The organism is Streptomyces sp. NPDC102259 (genome assembly GCF_044766465.1).
In the GTDB taxonomy this organism is placed as follows: Bacteria; Actinomycetota; Actinomycetes; order Streptomycetales; family Streptomycetaceae; genus Streptomyces.
The window spans coordinates 174,180-192,351 of sequence record NZ_JBIWMA010000003.1 but is presented as its reverse complement, the minus strand read 5'-3'; the positions used below and the strand labels follow the sequence as shown (position 1 = coordinate 192,351).

The window sequence follows — 18,172 nt, the reverse complement described above, 5'->3', positions numbered from 1 at the left end:
CGATCCTCACTTCCGTCGCGCGGTCTGCTCGACCGCGCGCACGATCTTCACGTAACAGCCGCAGCGGCAGATGTTGCCGCTCATCCACTCCCGGATCTCCTGCGGCGAACCGGTGTGGCCTTCCTTGATGCAACCCACCCCGGAGACGATCTGACCCGGGGTGCAGTAACCGCACTGGAAGGCGTCCTCGTCGATGAACGCCTGCTGCAACGGGTGGAGTTCGTTCCCGTCTGCCAGGCCCTCGATCGTGGTGACCTCGGCGCCCTCCAGCCGCACTGCGAGCGTCAGGCAGGCGTTGACCCGGTGGCCGTCGACCAGCACGGTGCACGCACCGCAGGCCCCGGCGTTGCAGCCCTTCTTCGAGCCTGTCAGACCGAGATGCTCGCGCAGCAGGTCCAGCAGCGAGGTGCGGTTGTCGACCGTCACCGTCCGGCGGGTGCCGTTGACCGTCAGGGTGACACGGCTGGAGGGCGACCTCTCGGCAGCCGTCGCCTCTTCCGCGCCGACGAGGGAGGTTCCTGCGAGCACGCCCCCCGCGACGACCGCGCCACCGACCGCGGTACTCGTGGCGATGAAGGTGCGCCGGCTGGGCGCCGGGGAGGACTCGCCGGCGCCGGTGGGGGGCGGAACGGCAGACTCGGGGAGTTCAGTGGACATACGTACGCCTTCGTATCGCGGACGGATCGGCCGTACACATCAGCGGGACGGGAGAGTGGATCGTCGTCACCGCGGGAACGCCGGCAACCGCGTGCTCTGGCCGCGGCTACTGGTCACCTGGGGAGTGTTGCACCACCGGCAACGCTCGTGACAGGGAGACTTTTCTCCCCCCTTGAAGCTCCGTCAGGAGCGACTGAGCGACATCATCGGGGGCACTCACGCGCGGGGCGAGGCAGGACGGAGCCTCGCTTCCCGGGTTGTGGCCGGGATGCGGTGACGTCCTGAGTGGGCCCCGGATGCGTGATGAACGGGCCGGGGCTACCGGTCGCGAGTGCGGCGGCCGTTGTACTGCTGGTCGGTGACCGGCTCGGCCCACGTGGTCTCGGGGGTGCCGTCACCGGTGCCCTCCCACAGGGCGATGTGCTCCATGAACCGGTCGGGAGCGGCGCCGTGCCAGTGTTCCTCGTTCGGCGGGCACGCCACGGTCTCACCGGGGTGGGCCTCGAAGACGGTGCCGTCCCGGGTGCCGATCAGGGCGACGCCGGATACGACGTGCAGGGTCTGGCCCACGGCGTGGGAGTGCCAGTGGGTGCGGGCGCCCGGCGAGAAGCGGACCAGGTTGGCACGCATCCTCGACGGCTCCTGACCGGCCACGATGACGTCCCACCACACGTCGCCGGTGAACCAGTCCGCCGGGGCCTTGCTGCTGGGCTGCTGCTTGATGAATTCCATGGTGTCTCTCAGCTCTCCTTCGTGTGTGGGCTGTCTTCAGCGGGCGACGTAGCCGCCGTCCACGGGGAGGGCGACCCCGACGACGAAACCCGCGCCGGGGCTGCACAACCACAGGACCGCCTGGGCGATCTCCTCGGCGGTGCCGAGCCGGTTGATGGGCTGGTCGGCCTCGGCCTCGGCACGGTCGAGCTCCCCCTTGGCGATCATGTCGCTGACCATGGGGGTGTCGATGGTGCCGGGGCAGACGGCGTTGACGCGGATGCCCCGGGGGCGTATTCGAGGGCGGCGCTGGTGGTCAGGCCGATCACGCCGTGCTTGGAGGCGGGGTACGAGGCGCGACCGGGAAGGCCGACCAGGCCGCCGAGGGAGGGGCAGTTGACGATGGCCCCGCTGCCCCGGGCCGGCATGTGCCGCAGCTCGTGCTTCATGCAGGCCCACACGCCGCGGAGGTCGATGGCGTTGGGGTTCACGTCGTGGTCTCCGTTCGAGTGCGGAGGGGTGGTGGCGCGAGTGGCGTCGGTCCGCCCGGACGGTCTGCGGCGGCACGACGCCTTGCCATGGACCGCCGTCGGACGGTTTCGCCGCCGTCAGACGGTTTGGCCGCCGTCGACGACCAGGGCGTGGCCGGTGGCGAAGGAGGCGGCGTCCGAGCAGAGCCAGAGCACGGCGGCCGCGATCTCTTCCGGTGTGCCGAGCCGTCCGATGGGCTCGTCCGCGATCAGGGCGTCCCGTCCTCCGGGGGTGCTCTCCGCGAAGCGCCGGATCATCTCGGTGTCGATGATGCCGGGGCAGACGGCGTTGACCCGCACGTGGGACGCCGCGTAGTCGAGGGCGGTCGAGCGCGTCAGGCCGATGACGCCGTGCTTGGCGGCGGCGTAGGCCGCCTGTCCCCTGAAGCCCTTGACTCCGGCGCCCGACGAGGCGTTCACGATCGCGCCGCCCCCTTGCCGGAGCATGAGGGGGATCTGGTGTCTCATGCACAGGAACATCCCGGTCAGGCTGACGCCGATGACGCGGTCCCACTCGTCCTTCTCGATGTCCGCGGCCGGCTTGACCGGCTGCTCGACGCCGGCGTTGTTGAAGGCCGCGTCCAGTCGTCCGAACGCCTCGATGGTGTCGTCCAGCGCGGACCGCACGTCGTCCTCACTGGTGACGTCACAGGCGAGGGCCAGAGCCTGCCCGCCCGCTTCCTCGATGAGCCGGGCGGTCTCCCGCAGGCCGTCATCGGACAGGTCGGCGAGGGCGACGCGGGCGCCCGCGCGGGCGAAGGCGACGGCGGTGGTGCGACCGATGCCGGAGCCGGCTCCGGTCACGAAGGCCACCTTGCCGGTGAAGGCCGCGTTGTTCACAGTCATGGGCAGAGTCCTCTCGCATGCTGGTACGTCGTCGGTTTCGTATCGGCAGTACGCGGATCCGGGCTTGGGTCAGTGCCGCGACGGCGCCTGCGCTGGTTCGTCGTGTCGCGTGTGCGTGGGAGCGCTGCTCCGGGCCACGATCCGGCCCTTGTGGGAAGTGCCGTGGACGGCGAGGGCGATCAGGGGCAGCAGCGTGAGAGCGGCGATGACGGTGCCGACCAGCGGCGGTCCGGTCAGGCCGAGGGAGGAGTCCAGGGCCGTACCGGCGATCAACGAACCGGCGGCGATGCCGGTGTTGAAGGCGGAGGTGGTCAGCGCCGAGGTGAGGGTGGGAGCGTCGTCCGCGAAGCGCATGGCGAGGGCCGTCACGACCGGGTTGACCGTGAAGCCGGTCAGACCCATGAGGAAGACGAGGACGGTGGCCGTCACCGGGGTGCCGGACAGCGGGATCAGCAGGAACAGGACCAGGGCGGTGGCCGCGGCGGCCGTGATGGTGGTGACCATCGGACGCCGGTCGCCCAGGCGGCCGCCCGTGGTGGTGCCGCCCAGGGCGCCGACGCCGAAGGCGATCAGGACGAGCGGTACGGCGCCTGCAGGGATGCCGGCGCGGTCGGTCAGCAGCGGCGTGACATAGGTGTACGTCGCCAGGACACCGCCCATGATCAGCATCGCGGCGCCGAGGGCCAGCCACAGCCGGCCCTGACGCAGAGCCCGGACCTCGGCCCGGAGGGACACCTCGGCGCGCTGCTCCTGGGCCGGGATGAAGCGGCCGATGAACACGGCGGCAAGCCCGGAGAGGACGGCCAGGGCCCAGAAGGGGCCGCGCCAGCCGGTGAACTGGCCGGCGAAGGAGCCGATCGGCACGCCGACGACGTTGGCCAGGGTCAGGCCGCCGATCATGACGCCGGTGGCGCGGGTGGCGTTGCGCGGTCCCGCGGCCCTGGTGGCGACGACGAAGCCGACGGACCAGAACGCACCGGTCGCCAGAGCGGTCACGACTCGGGCGAGGAGGACGATCGTGAAGGACGTGCTGAGGGCGGCGACCAGATGTCCGAGGCAGAACACGGACAGGGCGAGGACCAGCGTCCGGCGCTGAGGCAGGCGCAGGGTGGCCATGGCCATGGTCGGCGCGCCGATGATCATGCCGAGGGCGAAGGCGGTGATCAGCAGGCCGGCGTGGGAGACGCTGACTCCGAGGTCGCCGGCCAGCTCCGGCAGCAGGCCGGCGACGACGAACTCGGTGGTCCCCATCAGGAACGTGCCGGCGGCGAGCACCCAGACGACGAAGGGAAGCTTGCCGGGGGTGGTCCCGGATGCGGAAGGCATACGTGTGGTCTCTCCTTGCGTGGAAGACGACGGATCAGGGGGCGGCGGAGCCGTCTCGGCGGACCGCGGACGGCGTGGCCGCGTCTTCGACGGTTCCATGAAGCGAACCGGACGAAAAGGAGAGGATCCCCTCCCCCCTTCCTATGAGGCCGCTGAGGCCGCTGAGGCCGCCTCCCTGAGGGCGAGCGGTGGGGAGGCGGGTCAGGGCGTGGCTTCGATGGTGATCTCGTCGGCGGTGGCGAGCTGCTCGGTGCCGCCGTCGGCCATGTGTCCGAGGATGACCAGGCCGGCCGCATAGGGAGCGTCGCGGTAGTACGTGGCGAGCTGGTTCCAGGGGGCGTAGTACGCCAGGTCACCGACCTCGGGATCGGCCCCTTCCGGGGCGCCGGAGGTGGACAGCTTCCGGGGCAGGTCGGCGATCTTCTCGGCCGCGTTGAGGTCGCGCAGCGACAGGGTGAGCGGGAGCTGGGCGGCGAAGTCGCGGGCGGTGGCGCTGTCGTTCAGGGTGGCGGCGATGGGGTGGCCGTTGAGCGTGAGCCGGATGTTCATGGCGGTTGTCCTGCCGGATGAGGTGGGGGCGACCGGGGCTGACGAAGCCTGAGCCGATGCCGGCCCGGAAGTGGCGGAGGACGGGGAGTCGTCGGTGCAGGCGGTCACGACCAGCAGCAGGGCGGCGGCCGGGACCACGCGGGCGACAGCGCGAAGGGGTGCCAGGTTCACGACGTCACCTGTGGCTGGTCGGGCAGGGGCTCGGCGTAGTGGCGGAAGCCGTCCCGCTCGGCGTGCATGTCGTACAGCCGCTGTGCCAGCGTCTCGGGGCCGCTGTGCTCGGCGTCGGGCCGGATGGCGCCCGGGATGATCAGCTGGGCGGCGTGGATGTTCTCCCCGGCGAGCGTGTCGTGCAGCATGCGGGCGTACGCGCTCTCGGCGGCGAAGGCGATCGAGGTGCCGGCCACGTTCGGACTGGGGCGTACGGCGCTGGAGCCGTTGACGAACAGCAGGGTGCCGCGGCCGAGGGCCAGCATGCCGGGCAGGACGGCGTTCACGGCGGTGACAGGGCCCTTGACGGAGAAGGCGAGGGGCGCGTCCAGGTCGTCAGCGCTCGTGCCGAGGACCGGCTTCATGAAGTCGGCGCGCGGCACCGGGCTGTACTGCAGGATCTCGATGGGCCCCAGTGCGGTCCCCGCCGCGTGCAGGGCCGTGGTCAGCGACTCGATGTCGAGGACGTCGGCGGTGAAGCCGCGAGCCCGGATGCCGTCGCGGACCAGCTCGGCCGTCATCTCCTCCAGGCGCTCGGCGTTGCGTGCGAGGAGGGCGACGGTGTGGCCGGCGACGCCGAAGCGGCGGGCGGTGGCCAGCCCGAGACCGGGGCCGGCGCCGATGAGCGCGAAGGTCGTCATGGATGTCGTCGTTCCTTGGGTGAGGCGGTGGCTCCCGACGGCATCCGCGCTGTCGGTGATGCGGCCCGACGGTGTGCGTGTGGGCGGGAGGGGGCCGAGGGGCCGTGACGATCCGCGCCCCGCGCCGTCCGGTGCGGCCGTACGCGATGCGCGGCGTGCGATCAGGCCAGGTTCTTGCTGAAGAACTCCTCCAGCTTGTCGAACGGGATCAGGTCCGTACTGTCGTACAGGTCGACGTGTCCGGCGCCCGGGACGGCGTAGAACTCCTTGGGCTCGGCGGCGAGTTCGTAGGCGTCCTCGCTGAAGTACCGCGAGTGGGCGTTCTCGCCGACGACGAACAGGATGGGCCGCGGCGCGATCCACTCGATCTTCGACAGCAGCGGAAAGTTCATCAGCGACATGCCGCTCGTCAGCGTGAACTGGGTGATGGAGTTCGGGTGGTAGCCCCGAGGAGTGGAGTAGAACTCACCGAACTCGCGGCCGACCGGATCGGTGTTCTCGTCGAACCCGATGGGCGCGCCGCGCGGGGTCACGGCGGGGGCGGGGGCCTCGAAGTCCGCGTACCGCTGCTCGGCGATCGCGTCGAACATGGCGCCTCGCTCCTCCGCGGTGAGAGAGCCCTGCCAGCCCTCCGAGGCGATCCGGGCGATGTCGTACATGACGACCGTGGCGACCGCCTTGATGCGCCGGTCGACCTGGGCCGCGCTGAGCGCGAAGCCGCCGCTGCCGCACATGCCGATGACGCCGACGCGGTCCCGGTTCACGAAGTCACGGGTGCCCAGGTAGTCGACGGCCGCGCTGAAGTCCTCGGTGAAGACGTCGGCGGAGGAGACGTGTCGGGGGTCGCCGCCGCTGCAGCCGTTGTAGGAGGGGTCGAAGGCGAGGGCCACGAAGCCGCGCCGGGCCAGATTCTGGGCGTAGATGCCCGGGCCCTGCTCCTTCACGCCGCCGTACGGTGCGCCGACGATGATCGCGGGGTGTTCCTGGGAGGCGTCGAAGTCCTTCGGCCGGTAGAGGTCCGCGGAGAGGGTGATCCCGTACCTGTTCTCGTACGACACCGGCTTCCGGGTGACGTTCGCGTCCAGGTCGAAGATGTAATTGTCCGCTGCAGGCACTTTTTGTCTCATTTCCGTGGTGCTCGACAGGGCCAGCCGGTCACGGGCTGGAGATCAGGGCTTGAGGAGGGCCTTGACGGCGCGGCGTTCGTCCATCGCCCGGTAGCCCTCGGCGACCTGGTCCAGGGGCAGGGTGAGGTCGAAGACCCTGCCCGGGTTGATGCGGCCGGTCAGGACGCGGTCGATGAGGTCGGGCAGGTAGCGGCGTACGGGGGCGGGGCCGCCGCGCAGGCCGACCTGGGAGAAGAACAGCTCCTGGCCGTCGACGGCCACCTCATGAGGGACGCCGACGAAGCCGACGTTGCCGCCCGGCCGCGCGGAGTGCAGAGCCTGGCTCATGGACTCGGCGGTGCCCACGCACTCCAGCACGGAGTCCGCGCCGATGCCGCCGGTGAGGTCCTTGATCCTGGCGACGCCGTCAAGGCCGCGCTCGCCGACGATGTCGGTGGCGCCGAACTCCAGGGCGAGCTTCTGACGGGACTCATGACGGCTCATGGCGATGATGCGTTCCGCGCCGAGTTCCTTCGCGGCGATCACTCCGCACAGGCCGACCGCCCCGTCACCGACCACGACCGCGGTGGAGCCGGGCTTCACCTCGGCGGCGAGGGCGGCGTACCAGCCGGTGCCCATCACGTCGGACACGGCGAGCAGGCTCGGCACCATCTCGGCGTCGGGGTGCTCGTCGGTGGCGACCAGGGTGCCGTGCGCGTTGGGGATGCGCACGTAGTCGGCCTGGCAGGTGCTCATGAACTCACGGTTCAGGCAGGACGACTGCCAGCCGCCCAGACAGTTCACGCAGGTGTTGTCCGAGGTGGCGAAGGAACCGACCACGAACTGGCCGGGCCCGACGTTGGTGACCTCGCTGCCGACCTCCTCGACGATGCCCACGTACTCGTGTCCCATCGGGTGCGGGTCGCCGACCGGCTCGAGACCGCGATACGGCCACAGGTCAGAGCCGCACACGCAGGTGGCGACCGTACGGATCACCGCGTCGGTCGACTCGATGAGCTTCGGGTCGTCGAGGCTCTCGAAACGCACGTCGCCGGGGGCGTGAATGACTGCTCCGCGCATGGGGTGCTTCCTTCGGTGCGGGTGTCTGCGGACCGCAGCCGCGGTCAGGAACGACTGCTCACGATCGAGAGTCACACGCGAGAACAGGCGCGAAAAGCGGAGAGAAGTATCCCGGGAGAGAAACATCCGGGGAGGAAACTCTCCCCCCTTGCGCAGATGCGATCGGTGCCATGCTGGGAAGCATGACCGCCAACGTCCCCCTCAATGAGCTGGGAGAATTCCTCAAGAAGCGCCGCTCCGTGCTGAGCCCGCGCACGGTCGGCCTGCCCGAGACCGACAGGCCCCGCCGGGTGGAGGGGCTGCGCCGCGAGGAGGTCGCCCAGCTCGCCAGTATCAGCACCGACTACTACACCCGCCTGGAACAAGGCCGTATGCAGGCATCGGCGCCCGTGCTGGACGTCCTCGCGCGGGTGCTCCATCTGGACGACGACGAGCGGGGCTACCTCTTCCAGCTGGCGGGCAAGACCACCACCCGCACCCGGCGCCGCGGCCGGCAGAAGGTCCAGCCGCAGTTGCAACGGGTCCTGGACGACCTCACCGCCACTCCGGCCGTCGTGCAGGGCCGGCGCGGGGACATCCTGGCCTGGAACGCGCTGGCCGCCGCCCTGGTCACCGACTTCTCCCGCATCGAGGAGAAGCACCGCAACTACCCGCGGATCATCTTCACGGACCCCGCTATGCGCACCCTGTACGCCGACTGGGAGAGCTCCGCGCACATCGCCGTCGCCCAGCTCCGCATGGAGGCCGCGAAGTATCCCGAGGACCCCCGCCTGATCGAGCTGGTGGGTGAACTGTCCCTTCGGGACAAGCAGTTCGCCCGCTGGTGGGGCGATCACCACGTCGCCGCCCGCACCGTGGGCACGAAGACCCTCGACCATCCGGTCGTCGGCGAACTCGTCCTGGACTGGGACACCCTCACCGCCAACACCGACCCCGACCAGCATCTGACCGTCTGGACCGCCGCGCCCGGCTCCCCCACCCACGAACGGCTGCGCATCCTGGCCTCCTGGGCCGCCGACCAGGACCTGCCGGCCTCCTCCCCCGCCGGCTGACCGCGACGGGCCACCGCCATGAAGGCGGCTGGAAGAGATCATCCGACGCTGACGGCGCCGTCCTGTGACATCGACTCCTGAGCGTGTGCCGCCGGACCTCGCGATACTCGAAAGCGGCGGCGGAGCGATCGTGAACACCGCCTCCGCGTCCGGGCTCGTCGGCGGGTACTGGCCGGCGACGTACACCGCGTCCAAGCACGGCGTCATCGGACGACACACCGTTCATCGCAGCCCTCCCCGACGTGGTGAAGGACCGCATGCTCTCGGTAACGCCCATCGGCCGCCTGGGCCAACCGGAGGAAGTAGCCCAGACCGTGCTGTGGCTCTGCTCCGACGCGGCGAGCCACGTCATCGGAGAGGCGCTCTCCGCCCACGGCGCTGTGGTCATCGGCGGCGCCGACACCGGCCTGACCGGAAACGGCCACGCCCCGATGATCGAGGCCAACTCCAGCCACGTCCCCGAACCGATCGTCAACTGGCTCCGGTCGGCGCTGCGAACCGATATTCGCGCTGCCCGATGACAACCACGTTCGACGTCCACCTGTCGCAGCCACCGGCAACAGGCGGAACAGACGGCATCCCCCCTGGCCCCCTGGCAGGAGACGAGCGGGCGGGACCGCCCTCACCGTCACTCGAGTCCGCGGCCAGGATGCTCCGGGAGAACGCCCGCCGTCACGGCTGCTTCATACGGGCGGCCGAGGCCTGACGGGTGTCCGCGCCGGAGCTGACGTGTCGCTGCGTGTGCTGGGGACCGTGCCAGTCCAGGCACATCACGGTGGCATCGTCTTCGAGCCGGCCGCCGGCCGCGTCCAGGACTGCGGAGGTCAACATCAGCGCGGCCTCCCGGGGGTGCAGATCCCGGCTCCCCTCCAGCAGGGCAGGCAGATCGACCTTCTCTCCGTGATGTTCGAGCATGCCGTCGGTCAGCATGAGCAGACGGTCACCGGGGCGCAGATCGAGGTCCTGGACCCGGTAGGGGTGGGGCACGTCCACGGACAGCCCGAAGGGGTGGTCCACCTCGCAGGTCATCGTCTCCGTGATCCCGTCGCGCATACGCAGGGGCCATGGGTGGCCGGCGTTGACGAGCTGGGCCCGCCCCGTATGGAGGTTGATGCGCAGCAGCTGTCCGGTGGCGTGGCCGCGGTTGTGGCCCGCCAGGGCCTGGTCGGCCAGGTGGGCCTGCTCGGCGAGGCCGACTCCTGCCCGGCGGGCGCCGCGCAGGGCGCCCACCAGGACCGTGGCGGCCAGGGCCGCGTCGATGTCGTGGCCCATGGGATCGGTCACCGATACGTGCAGAGTGTCACGGTCCAGGGCGTAGTCGAAGGTGTCGCCGCTCAGGGCTGCGGAGGGCTCCAGACTCCCGCACAGAGTGAACTGGGCAGCCTCGCACGACAGCGACTGGGGCAGCAGCTGGTACTGGATCTCCGCCGCCAGGGTGGAGGGCCGGGAGCGTTTGCCCCAGGTGTACAGATCGGTGAAGCGCCCGTTGGCGATCACGACGTACGCCAGCACGTGAGCGGCTTCCTCGACCGCTTCCAGGACGTCCGGGCCGGGGGTGGTCGGCAGGAGCAGTTCCAGCAACCCGATGGCGTCTCCGCGGTTGGTGACCGGCACGATCACCCGCTGCCCCTGGTCCATCGCCTCTTGGCACAGCCGCTGGGTCCGGATCACGACCTCGTAGACGCTGCCGGAGAGAGGAATCCGCTCCACATCCCGCCCCTCCTCCACCGTCCCGGCTGTGGAGAGCCGCGCCACCGCCTTCCCCGTCAGATCGACGATGAGGAACGACACCTTCTGGGCGCCGAAACGCCGCCGCAACTCCTCCGCGAACACGTCGACGGCCTCCGCCGGCGCCGCCGTCTCCGCAGCCGTCAGCAGCTCGGGATACCCACTGCGCCCACCACTCACGACCGCGGTCCTTTCGCCGCCCCTCACCAGCGTGGTAGCTGCCACGCCGGGCGTCAACCGCGGCCGATCACGGGCGATGCTTCGACCGCACCGCCACGACCGGACGGCGGCCCCGTCACTGGAAGATCGCCCGCTCGACCTGGTCGAAGATCCACCACAGCGACAGGGGGTCGCAATACGTGTCGATTCGCGCCCCACCTGGGGCCGCATGGGGGGCATTGAGGGGTAGTGGAAGACACTCACGCCGATCGATCCCGCTGACGTGATCCGTGGTCGAACAGCGCCCAGTCCGCCAGCCGGAGCCCTGGCGGCGTCGCGCGGAACTTGCCATCGATCAGGGCCCTGGAGGGAGACCTTCCTCACCGTGACCGCCCTGTCTGGACTCTCGTTCTGCGAGACCACGGGGAGCGGGAAGGGCGGGGCGTGTGGAGGACGAGCAGTGCCAGAGCGCCGGTCGCTGCGGACCAGGTGAGGGAGAGCAGGCCGTGTGACCAGGGGATGTGCGGGGTGAGGGCTGAGCTCAGCGCCAGCTGGTTCACGCCGTACAGAGGAAGCGCGGACACGCCCGCCACATCCATGAGCGTGTTGAAGACGGGATTCTGCAGGCCGGTGTCGACCAGGCTGAGCATGATGATGAGGAAGAAGCCCTCCAGCTCGCCGCGGACCAGAGAACCGAGCAGAAGACCGATGCCGCCGTAGACGAGGCCGGCGCCCGCAAGGGCCAGCGCCAGGGGTGCTGTGTGGCGTACGGGCAGGGAGACCCACAGCAGGATCGTGGTGTAGAGGGCCAGCAGGGCGGCGGTGAGGGCGACGGCAGCGAGCTTGGCCAGCAGTATCGGCAGCCGAGGGTAGCCCGCCAGCAGCAGACGGCGGTCCATCTCCCGCGATTGGAAGGTCTCGGTGAAGGCGATGAAGCCGGCGACCATGGTGATGGCGCCCAGCGCGCTGGCCACCTGGCCGGCCTGGCTGGCCGGGGCGTGGACGGGGGTGCTGATGGCGTCGAGCCGGATGTGCACCACGTGGCCGGAGGTGCACAGGCGTGCCACGGCGATCCAGACGGGGATGAACGCGATCGCCAGAACCAGGGCCAGCCGGTTGCGCAGGTGACCCAGCAAAGTGCAGCGCAGCAGTTCGGTGAATGCCGTCCGGGAGAGGTTCATCGGTCGGGCTCCTTGAAGTGCAGACGGCCCTGGCGCAGGTGAGCGATCGCGTCGAAGTGGTGCAGGTCGTGCAGCAGATGAGAGACCACGATGATGGACCGGCCCTCATCACGCAGGTCGGCGGCCAGGGTCCAGAACCGCTGATGGGTGTCCCAGTCGAAGCCCTGGTAGGGCTCGTCCAGGACCAGCAACTGCGGATCGTGCATGAGAGCGATGACCAGGTTCAGCTTCTGTCGCGTTCCGCCGCTGAGCTCGCCGGCCGGCTGCCGCCGGCAGCCGGTCAGCGCCAGCAGCTCCATCAGCTCGTCGGCGCGCTCCAGTGTCGGCAGCCGGTAGGCCATCTGGAACAACCGCAGATGCTGTCCGACGGTGAACCCGTCGTTCAGCACCGCCCGTTGCGGGCAGTACCCCACCGTCCCGGTCCGTGTCACCGTTCCGCGATCGGGTGCGAGGTGCCCCACGGCGATCTCCAGAAGAGTGCTCTTCCCCGCCCCGTTCTCGCCGACGACTCCCACCAGCGTCCCGGCAGACACATCAAGATCCACATCGTGCAGGACCTGCCTGCCGCCGTACCCCTTGCAGACTCCGCTGATCCGCAGCCGTGGCCGGTGTGACCGGTGGCGCGTCGTCACTGCCGGCACATGAGCCCCTCGAAGGATCGGACAGGTCGAGCGGGCCGAACCCGGAGGAAAGGCCCGCACAGAGGCAGGACCAGGGCCCCGCAGGCTCATGCCCCCCCGCAAGGTCTGCTGCCCGGTGTCCAACGACTGCGCACCGCCGGTGTAACGGTGGTCATCCGCTTGTCTCCGACCGCCAGTTGGGCGTGACGTGCGCCGCGGTGCGCCGTTGTAGGAGGCGATGCCCACGACACCACCACGAGACCTCAGCGCTCCCACGATCGTGATCGGAGCCGGCCCCCACGGCCTGTCGGCCGCCGCGCTGCTGAACCGCTCCGGAGAGCCGGCCGTGGTCCTGGAACGGTCGGACCACGTGGGAGCGAGCTGGGCACAGCGCTACGACCACTTGCGCCTGCACACCACTCCCAGCACGTCGAAACTCCCCGGCCTGCCGGTGCCGCGCCAGGCGGGCCGGTGGGTGAGCCGGGACGACTATGTGCGCTACCTGCAGGGGTACGTCGTCCATCATCGGCTCGACGTCCGGCTGGCAACCCCGGTGCAGCGCATCGAGCGGGCCGAGCCGGGTTCGAGAGCGCGGTGGCTGGTCCATACTCCCGACGGTTCGGTGCCCACTGGCGCGGTCGTGGTGGCCACCGGACGCTGCCACACCCCGAACATCCCCGACTGGCAGGGGTGTTCGACTTTCACCGGCACGCTGCTGCACTCGGCCCACTACCGCTGTCCAGCCCCCTACCGCGGGCAGCACGTCCTCGTTGTCGGCGCCGGTAACAGCGGGACCGAGATCGCGAGCGTCCTGGCCGGAGCCGGAGCCGAACGGGTACGGATCGCGGTCCGTACCCCACCCAACATCCTGCCCCGCTCCAGCGCCCGATGGCATGCGGCCGGCCGGCTGACGGAGGCCCTCCCGCTCGCGTGGCGCGACCGCACCTCCCTGCTCACGCAACGTCTCGCGGTGCCCGACCTGACCTCTCGGGGACTGCCGCGGCCCCGCACGGGCCTGTACACCCGCAACGCCCGCGAAGCGGTCAACCCGGTGCTCGACCACGGCTTCGTGGACGCCGTCCGCTCCGGGCAGGTCGAACCGGTCGCGGCCGTCCAGGCGTTCGACGGCCCCTACGTGATACTGGCCGACGGCACCCGCCTGCGACCCGACACGGTCATCGCCGCCACGGGGTACCGGCCCGACCTGCACGACCTGGTCGGGTCCCTGGGCGTACTCGACGATGAGGGGCGCCCCCTCGCCGTAGGGGCACAGACCCATCCCGGGGCCCCGCGTCTCTACTTCGCCGGATACACCAATCCCCTCACAGGTGTCCTTCGACAGGCGGGCATCGAGGCGCGCGCCATCGCCCACGCGTTCCGCCGCGAGAGGCGCGGGTAACCCATTTCCCCCCGCTCGGCGATCGCATGGCCGACACACTCCGCAAAGGGCACACTCCGAGCTGTCGGAGCTTCGGGAACCTGACACTTCAACGGCTCTTGCTGGCAGGGCGATCGGACGCCGCGAGACGGCCGGAGGCAGGCGTGGACGTTTCGGCGGAGAGCACGGGCATGGATGTGGCGAGCTGCGCCGGCGCATCCTTACCCAGCCTCTACGGTGTGCCTTTCACCGCGGAAGGCGAACGATCTCGCCCTCGAGGATGGTGAACATCTCCTCGAAGTCAGGCCGGTGTGGCGGTGGGCCGCCGCCGTCGGGGACGTGCATGTCGATCAGGCAATAGCGGCCGCTGGTCGACTCGCCGGTGACCCGCATGCCGTAGGTGTTGCCCATCAGTGAGATGTACGTCGCGCCGGCATCGTCGGGTGCGCCACGGTCAGCGCGCGGGACGGATCGTCGTCGGGTTCATCTCCCTCAACGGATGCGTCGAGTGGGTGTCAGGCCGGCCGTGATGGAGACCTTGCCGCTGGTCAGTACGCCCGCGACGGCGTAGGAGGGCAGGCCGGGAAGCCAGGTCGGCACCGGCAGCAACGGCCGGACGGCCGCCCACCCCGCGTCCGTTCATGTCCGACGGATACCGGCGCACCCGGTCGGGTTGGCCGTCCGCTCGCCGTACACAGGCGCGAGGCAATCGCACCCTCATAAGCTGACGGCGACGGGCCGCTCCCGGAGGCGACCGGTGGATCTCGCCCCTGCTCTCTGACAGGCGGAGACCATCCCCGACGAAGACAGGATCGCCTGTCCCGACGCGGGACAGAGCGGCCGCGGACGAGTACGTCAGGGCCAGCCGCGGCCAAGCAGGCGAGCTGGCCTCCCTGGCGCTCCGTCAGAAGCTGCGTCAAATGAGCGTCAGGACCGTTTCGCGTATGCCCCACGCAGCGCGGAGAAAGAGTCCATCATTTCCCGAGACGTCTACAAAAGCCGCAGGTCAAACCCGCTCTCCTATGCCAGGACAGGTTCAACCGCGTTCATTTCGGGAAACAGGTCGAACACCGCCGGCCAATCCTGAAGAATCCAAGAAAACCCCAGGTCACAGCCCTTTTTGGGCAGGCTCAAGAATAGCCACGCACTCCACGTGATGCGTCATCGGAAAGATGTCACAGGGAAGCTCGATCGAAAAACATGCAGGTCAGGCACAATTTTCCTGCCCGACAGAGGGACCGCGAACCAGCCGGAGCGTCAAACGAGCGTCACGAGCGACTGCCGTCTCAAGCATCTCCCGAGACACCGCGGCTCATTCCAACCACGGGCTCACACATCACGCCGGTCGCCTCTTCTCGCACCGCCATAATGGGGTCCATGCCCTCCAGCCCACAGCACCCCGCTCCCGCACCGAGGGATCTCTCGGGCCCGGACACCGACGACCTCGCGCTGTACCGGGAGAAGTTCCAGCGTCGTCTGCCGGAGTCACTGGACGTGTTGCGCGGCCCCACCCAGGGGGTTGTGAAGCTGCCGCTGCACATCGCCTGGTCCGGGATGACCTCGTACGACATAAGCAACCCTCGCCGGCGCATGGGCCTGTACCGCACTGTCCTGCATGAGGGCCTGCACGACGACTTGCCTCACTACCTCGACCAGGACCTGCTTCTCGAGATGTGGCCCGTGCTGCGCATCCTCGTCGGTCGCACCGTGCGCACCGTATGGGAGGACGCCTTCCCGCAGCTCGCCTCCCGCACCCGGGCAGCCGCGTGACGGACATGCCGGAGTCGCACGCACAGCTCCTGGCGGACGTGATCGCCCTCGGCTCCCCGTACCCCCTGGATCTACGGTTCGCCTACCGCGCCAAGGGCGGCACGGAGGCGTGGAACCTGTTCGGGCTGGAGTGGCGGCCGCTCACGAGGCACTCTCTCTGACCTTTCCGGTGGTGGTCATGACCGGGCCGGCTTTACGAGGCGCGGGTCCAGGCCGTACTGCTCATGGGCGCCGAGGTTCTCGCGCAGGGTGGGGCCTTCGTAGTCGTCGTGGAAAAGGCCGCGTTCCTGCAGGATCGGGACGGCCTGGTCGACGAAGGCGTCGAAGCCGTCGTGGTAGCTGTCGATGGCGATCGAGAAGCCGTCGCATGCCCCTGCCTCGAACCACTGCTGCATGTGGTCGGCGACGTCGGCGGCGGTGCCGGCGACCACCGGGTGGTAGTCGATGACGCCGTGGGCGAGCACGTCGCGCAAAGTCCAGCCTTCCCGGGCCACTTCGAGGGCGCGGGCGGAGCGTGGGTCGTGCGGGCTGGGTATGGCGTCGGCGAGCTGGGCCGCGGTCAAGGGCTCGTCGAGCTGGCCGGGGCCGAGCGGCAGGCCGATCATGGCGCCGAGGTAGCGGACGCGTTGGTTCAGGTCGACGACCTCGTCCAGGAAGCGGCGCCTTTCCAGGGCGGCCTGGCGGGAGGGGGCGATGGTCGGCATGAAGCCGGCGAGCATCTTCACCTCGTCCGGGTCGCGGCCGGCGCGCTCGGCGGCGTCCCGCAGGGCCTGGCGCTGGGCCCGGGCGTCCTCGATGGTGTACGGATTGGCGTAGACGCCGCTGGCGTAACGGCCCGCGAGCTCCAGGCCGTAACTGCCTCCGCCCGCCTGGAAAATGACCGGCTGACCCTGCTCGGACGGCGGGATGGGCAGCGGGCCACGGGAGGCGACGTGCTTGCCTTGCAGGTTGACCGGCTGGATCTTGTCCATGTCCGCGAACAGCTTCGCCTCGACCTCGAGCAGCCAGGCGTCCTTCTCCCAGCTGCCCCACAGCCCCTGCACGATCTGGATGACCTCATGGGCACGCTCGTACTTCTCCGCGCGCGGCGGGATCGTCGCGCCGAAGTTCGCCGCGGCTGCGGGGTCGGAGGTGGTCACCGCGTTCCAGCCGGCCCGGCCGTGGCTGATCACGTCCAGGGCCTTGAACTGGCGGGCGAGGTTGTAGGGCTCGGTGAACGTGGTGGAGGCGGTGGTGACCAGGCCGATCCGCTCGGTCTCGCGCGCGAGGACGGTCAGGATCAGCAGGGGGTCGATCATGTGGTGCGGGGCATGGTGGTCGAGATCGACGTCCAGGACCGGGGTGTCCGCGATGAACAGCAGCTGGATCTTGCCGCGTTCGGCGGCCTGCGCGTACCGCACGAACTGGTCCATGTCGGTGTAGCTGTTCAGGTTCGCGCCCGGCAGCCGCCAGGCCCCGGGTGCGGCCCCGTATCCGCCGCTGAACTGCATGCCCAGGACCATCTGTCGGCTTGTCACGGTTACTTCTCCAGGATGAGCGATGGAAAGGGGAGAACACCTCCCCTTGCTTTCTCGAGGACGGAGGCATCTTCGGGGTGGTCAAAGGCCGTGCCGTGCCCGGGTTTGGGGCCGAGTGTCGGCCCCAAACCCGGGCACGGCACCGGATGGTTCTGCGGGCGGAGGATCTACGGCCTGTCGAGGACTCCGGGTGTGTCGTGGAGGACCACGCTCCGCTGCAGCGGAACCCGCTCCGTGCGGAGCGTGTTCACCGGTGCCGCCGGGTCGGCCATGCCGAAGGAGATGCCGAACAGCAGCTTGAGCTCCGCGGGGACACTCAGGAACTCGCGGACGATGTCGGCGTAGACGCCGAGTACGGTCTGCGGGATGCCGGCCAGCCCCCGGGCCGCCAACGAGAGCAGGAAGTTCTGCGCGTACATGCCGATGTCGCCGGCCGTCCGCACCCCGTCGCCGAGCGCCGGCATGAACAGGAAGGCGGCATGGGGAGCGCCGTAGAACTCCAGGTTCTCGCGGACCGCCGCCCTCCTGCCGTCCCGGTCCGAGCGTTCCACGCCCCGGATCCGGTAGTTGCTCGCGCCCAGGGCCTGCGCCCGCTCGAGGTAGATGCCCTCGCCGTAGCCATCAGTGAAATCCGGAGAGGTCCCTCCCTCCTCCTCGGCCCGGAGTAGCTCGTTGCCCAGGGACTCCCGCGCCGCACCCGAGACGACGTGCACCGTCCACGGCTGGGTGTTGCTGTTCGAGGGGGCCGTCTGTGCGTCTTCCAGCACACCGCGGATGTCCAAAGGGGACAGGGAGGTGGGCAGGAACCGCCGGGGAGAGCGTCGGGAGCGTGCGATCTCGGTAAAGGGCGATGCGGTGTCGGGCAAGGCGGTTCCTCTCCATGGCGCGCAGTCGCCGCCACGGCGGCCGCGGCACAGCGCAGTACGGCAGGCCATGCGAGGTGGCAACCGAAGTGAGGGCCGGACGCGAGATGCACTCTTGCGGGTACCTGCAGGCTTGCGGATGTTCGCAGGCAGCGGGGTGCCGAGGCTGCAGCGTGGGGGACTGTGCGCTCTTCGTGTTCGTCTTTGTGTGTTCGCGGCGTGCCGGCGCTGCCGCCCTCGTGCCGTTG

19 protein-coding genes and 2 pseudogenes are annotated in these 18,172 nt (G+C 69.8%); 6 read left to right on the top strand and 15 right to left on the bottom strand.

The features are described from left to right. Positions 1-6 precede the first annotated feature (6 nt). The 9 genes and pseudogenes from ACIRPU_RS09570 to ACIRPU_RS09530 all read right to left on the bottom strand — a co-directional run bounded on the left by ACIRPU_RS09570 (position 7) and on the right by ACIRPU_RS09530 (position 7,656). On the bottom strand, positions 7-657 hold the full coding sequence (locus ACIRPU_RS09570; protein WP_403863983.1) for a (2Fe-2S)-binding protein: 651 nt from the start codon (positions 655-657) through the stop codon (positions 7-9). A gap of 318 nt (positions 658-975) precedes the next feature. Beyond that, positions 976-1,389 carry a cupin domain-containing protein gene (locus ACIRPU_RS09565; RefSeq protein ID WP_403863980.1) on the bottom strand — a complete coding sequence of 138 codons (414 nt, stop codon included), beginning with the start codon at positions 1,387-1,389 and terminating at the stop codon, positions 976-978. A 36-nt stretch (positions 1,390-1,425) separates the two neighbouring features. Continuing rightward, positions 1,426-1,850, bottom strand: a pseudogene (locus ACIRPU_RS09560) (SDR family oxidoreductase); the annotation flags it as partial. A gap of 126 nt (positions 1,851-1,976) precedes the next feature. After that, positions 1,977-2,744, bottom strand: coding sequence for an SDR family oxidoreductase (locus ACIRPU_RS09555; protein ID WP_403863978.1), 768 nt, complete (start codon positions 2,742-2,744; stop codon positions 1,977-1,979). 69 nt (positions 2,745-2,813) lie between these two features. After that, on the bottom strand, positions 2,814-4,070 hold the full coding sequence (locus ACIRPU_RS09550) for an MFS transporter (RefSeq protein ID WP_403863975.1): 1,257 nt from the start codon (positions 4,068-4,070) through the stop codon (positions 2,814-2,816). A 201-nt stretch (positions 4,071-4,271) separates the two neighbouring features. Continuing rightward, positions 4,272-4,790, bottom strand: coding sequence for a cyclophilin-like fold protein (locus tag ACIRPU_RS09545; RefSeq protein WP_403863972.1), 519 nt, complete (start codon positions 4,788-4,790; stop codon positions 4,272-4,274). After that, complete coding sequence (locus tag ACIRPU_RS09540) at positions 4,787-5,470, bottom strand: SDR family NAD(P)-dependent oxidoreductase (RefSeq protein WP_403863969.1); 684 nt, start codon at positions 5,468-5,470, stop codon at positions 4,787-4,789. Before ACIRPU_RS09540 ends, ACIRPU_RS09545 begins: the two co-directional genes overlap by 4 nt. Positions 5,471-5,631: 161 nt before the next feature. Continuing rightward, positions 5,632-6,585 (bottom strand): alpha/beta hydrolase, encoded by a 954-nt coding sequence (locus ACIRPU_RS09535; RefSeq protein ID WP_403863966.1) that lies wholly within the window; start codon positions 6,583-6,585, stop codon positions 5,632-5,634. A 54-nt stretch (positions 6,586-6,639) separates the two neighbouring features. Continuing rightward, positions 6,640-7,656, bottom strand: coding sequence for a zinc-dependent alcohol dehydrogenase family protein (locus ACIRPU_RS09530; RefSeq protein ID WP_403863963.1), 1,017 nt, complete (start codon positions 7,654-7,656; stop codon positions 6,640-6,642). A gap of 170 nt (positions 7,657-7,826) precedes the next feature. Between ACIRPU_RS09530 and ACIRPU_RS09525 the strand changes: the two genes are divergently transcribed. The 3 genes and pseudogenes from ACIRPU_RS09525 to ACIRPU_RS09515 all read left to right on the top strand — a co-directional run bounded on the left by ACIRPU_RS09525 (position 7,827) and on the right by ACIRPU_RS09515 (position 9,229). Continuing rightward, entirely contained in the window at positions 7,827-8,708 is an 882-nt protein-coding gene (locus tag ACIRPU_RS09525; RefSeq protein ID WP_403863960.1) for a helix-turn-helix domain-containing protein, read from the top strand. A 64-nt stretch (positions 8,709-8,772) separates the two neighbouring features. Beyond that, positions 8,773-8,907: pseudogene (locus tag ACIRPU_RS09520) on the top strand (hypothetical protein); the annotation flags it as partial. Between the two features lie 43 nt (positions 8,908-8,950). Then, positions 8,951-9,229, top strand: coding sequence for an SDR family oxidoreductase (locus ACIRPU_RS09515; protein WP_403863957.1), 279 nt, complete (start codon positions 8,951-8,953; stop codon positions 9,227-9,229). A 151-nt stretch (positions 9,230-9,380) separates the two neighbouring features. Here the strand turns inward: ACIRPU_RS09515 and ACIRPU_RS09510 are convergent, their stop codons facing one another. The 3 genes from ACIRPU_RS09510 to ACIRPU_RS09500 form a co-directional block, all read right to left on the bottom strand. Continuing rightward, positions 9,381-10,586 carry a PP2C family protein-serine/threonine phosphatase gene (locus tag ACIRPU_RS09510; protein ID WP_403865046.1) on the bottom strand — a complete coding sequence of 402 codons (1,206 nt, stop codon included), beginning with the start codon at positions 10,584-10,586 and terminating at the stop codon, positions 9,381-9,383. A gap of 389 nt (positions 10,587-10,975) precedes the next feature. Beyond that, positions 10,976-11,776 carry a hypothetical protein gene (locus ACIRPU_RS09505; RefSeq protein ID WP_403863954.1) on the bottom strand — a complete coding sequence of 267 codons (801 nt, stop codon included), beginning with the start codon at positions 11,774-11,776 and terminating at the stop codon, positions 10,976-10,978. Then, complete coding sequence (locus ACIRPU_RS09500; RefSeq protein ID WP_403865043.1) at positions 11,773-12,375, bottom strand: ABC transporter ATP-binding protein; 603 nt, start codon at positions 12,373-12,375, stop codon at positions 11,773-11,775. The genes ACIRPU_RS09505 and ACIRPU_RS09500 overlap by 4 nt, the downstream gene beginning before the upstream one ends. A gap of 259 nt (positions 12,376-12,634) precedes the next feature. Between ACIRPU_RS09500 and ACIRPU_RS09495 the strand changes: the two genes are divergently transcribed. Further along, complete coding sequence (locus ACIRPU_RS09495; protein ID WP_403863952.1) at positions 12,635-13,795, top strand: flavin-containing monooxygenase; 1,161 nt, start codon at positions 12,635-12,637, stop codon at positions 13,793-13,795. A 225-nt stretch (positions 13,796-14,020) separates the two neighbouring features. Here ACIRPU_RS09495 and ACIRPU_RS09490 read toward each other — a convergent pair whose 3' ends face one another. Then, entirely contained in the window at positions 14,021-14,185 is a 165-nt protein-coding gene (locus ACIRPU_RS09490; protein ID WP_403863949.1) for a hypothetical protein, read from the bottom strand. A gap of 966 nt (positions 14,186-15,151) precedes the next feature. Between ACIRPU_RS09490 and ACIRPU_RS09485 the strand changes: the two genes are divergently transcribed. Beyond that, positions 15,152-15,544 carry a hypothetical protein gene (locus ACIRPU_RS09485; RefSeq protein ID WP_403863946.1) on the top strand — a complete coding sequence of 131 codons (393 nt, stop codon included), beginning with the start codon at positions 15,152-15,154 and terminating at the stop codon, positions 15,542-15,544. 5 nt (positions 15,545-15,549) lie between these two features. Further along, positions 15,550-15,705 carry a hypothetical protein gene (locus ACIRPU_RS09480; protein ID WP_403863943.1) on the top strand — a complete coding sequence of 52 codons (156 nt, stop codon included), beginning with the start codon at positions 15,550-15,552 and terminating at the stop codon, positions 15,703-15,705. A gap of 15 nt (positions 15,706-15,720) precedes the next feature. Here the strand turns inward: ACIRPU_RS09480 and ACIRPU_RS09475 are convergent, their stop codons facing one another. Continuing rightward, positions 15,721-17,061: an NtaA/DmoA family FMN-dependent monooxygenase gene (locus ACIRPU_RS09475; protein ID WP_403863941.1), complete on the bottom strand. Its 1,341-nt coding sequence runs from the start codon at positions 17,059-17,061 to the stop codon at positions 15,721-15,723. Between the two features lie 167 nt (positions 17,062-17,228). After that, positions 17,229-17,927, bottom strand: a complete 699-nt coding sequence (locus ACIRPU_RS09470) for a nitroreductase (protein ID WP_403863939.1) — start codon at positions 17,925-17,927, stop codon at positions 17,229-17,231. Positions 17,928-18,172 lie beyond the last annotated feature (245 nt).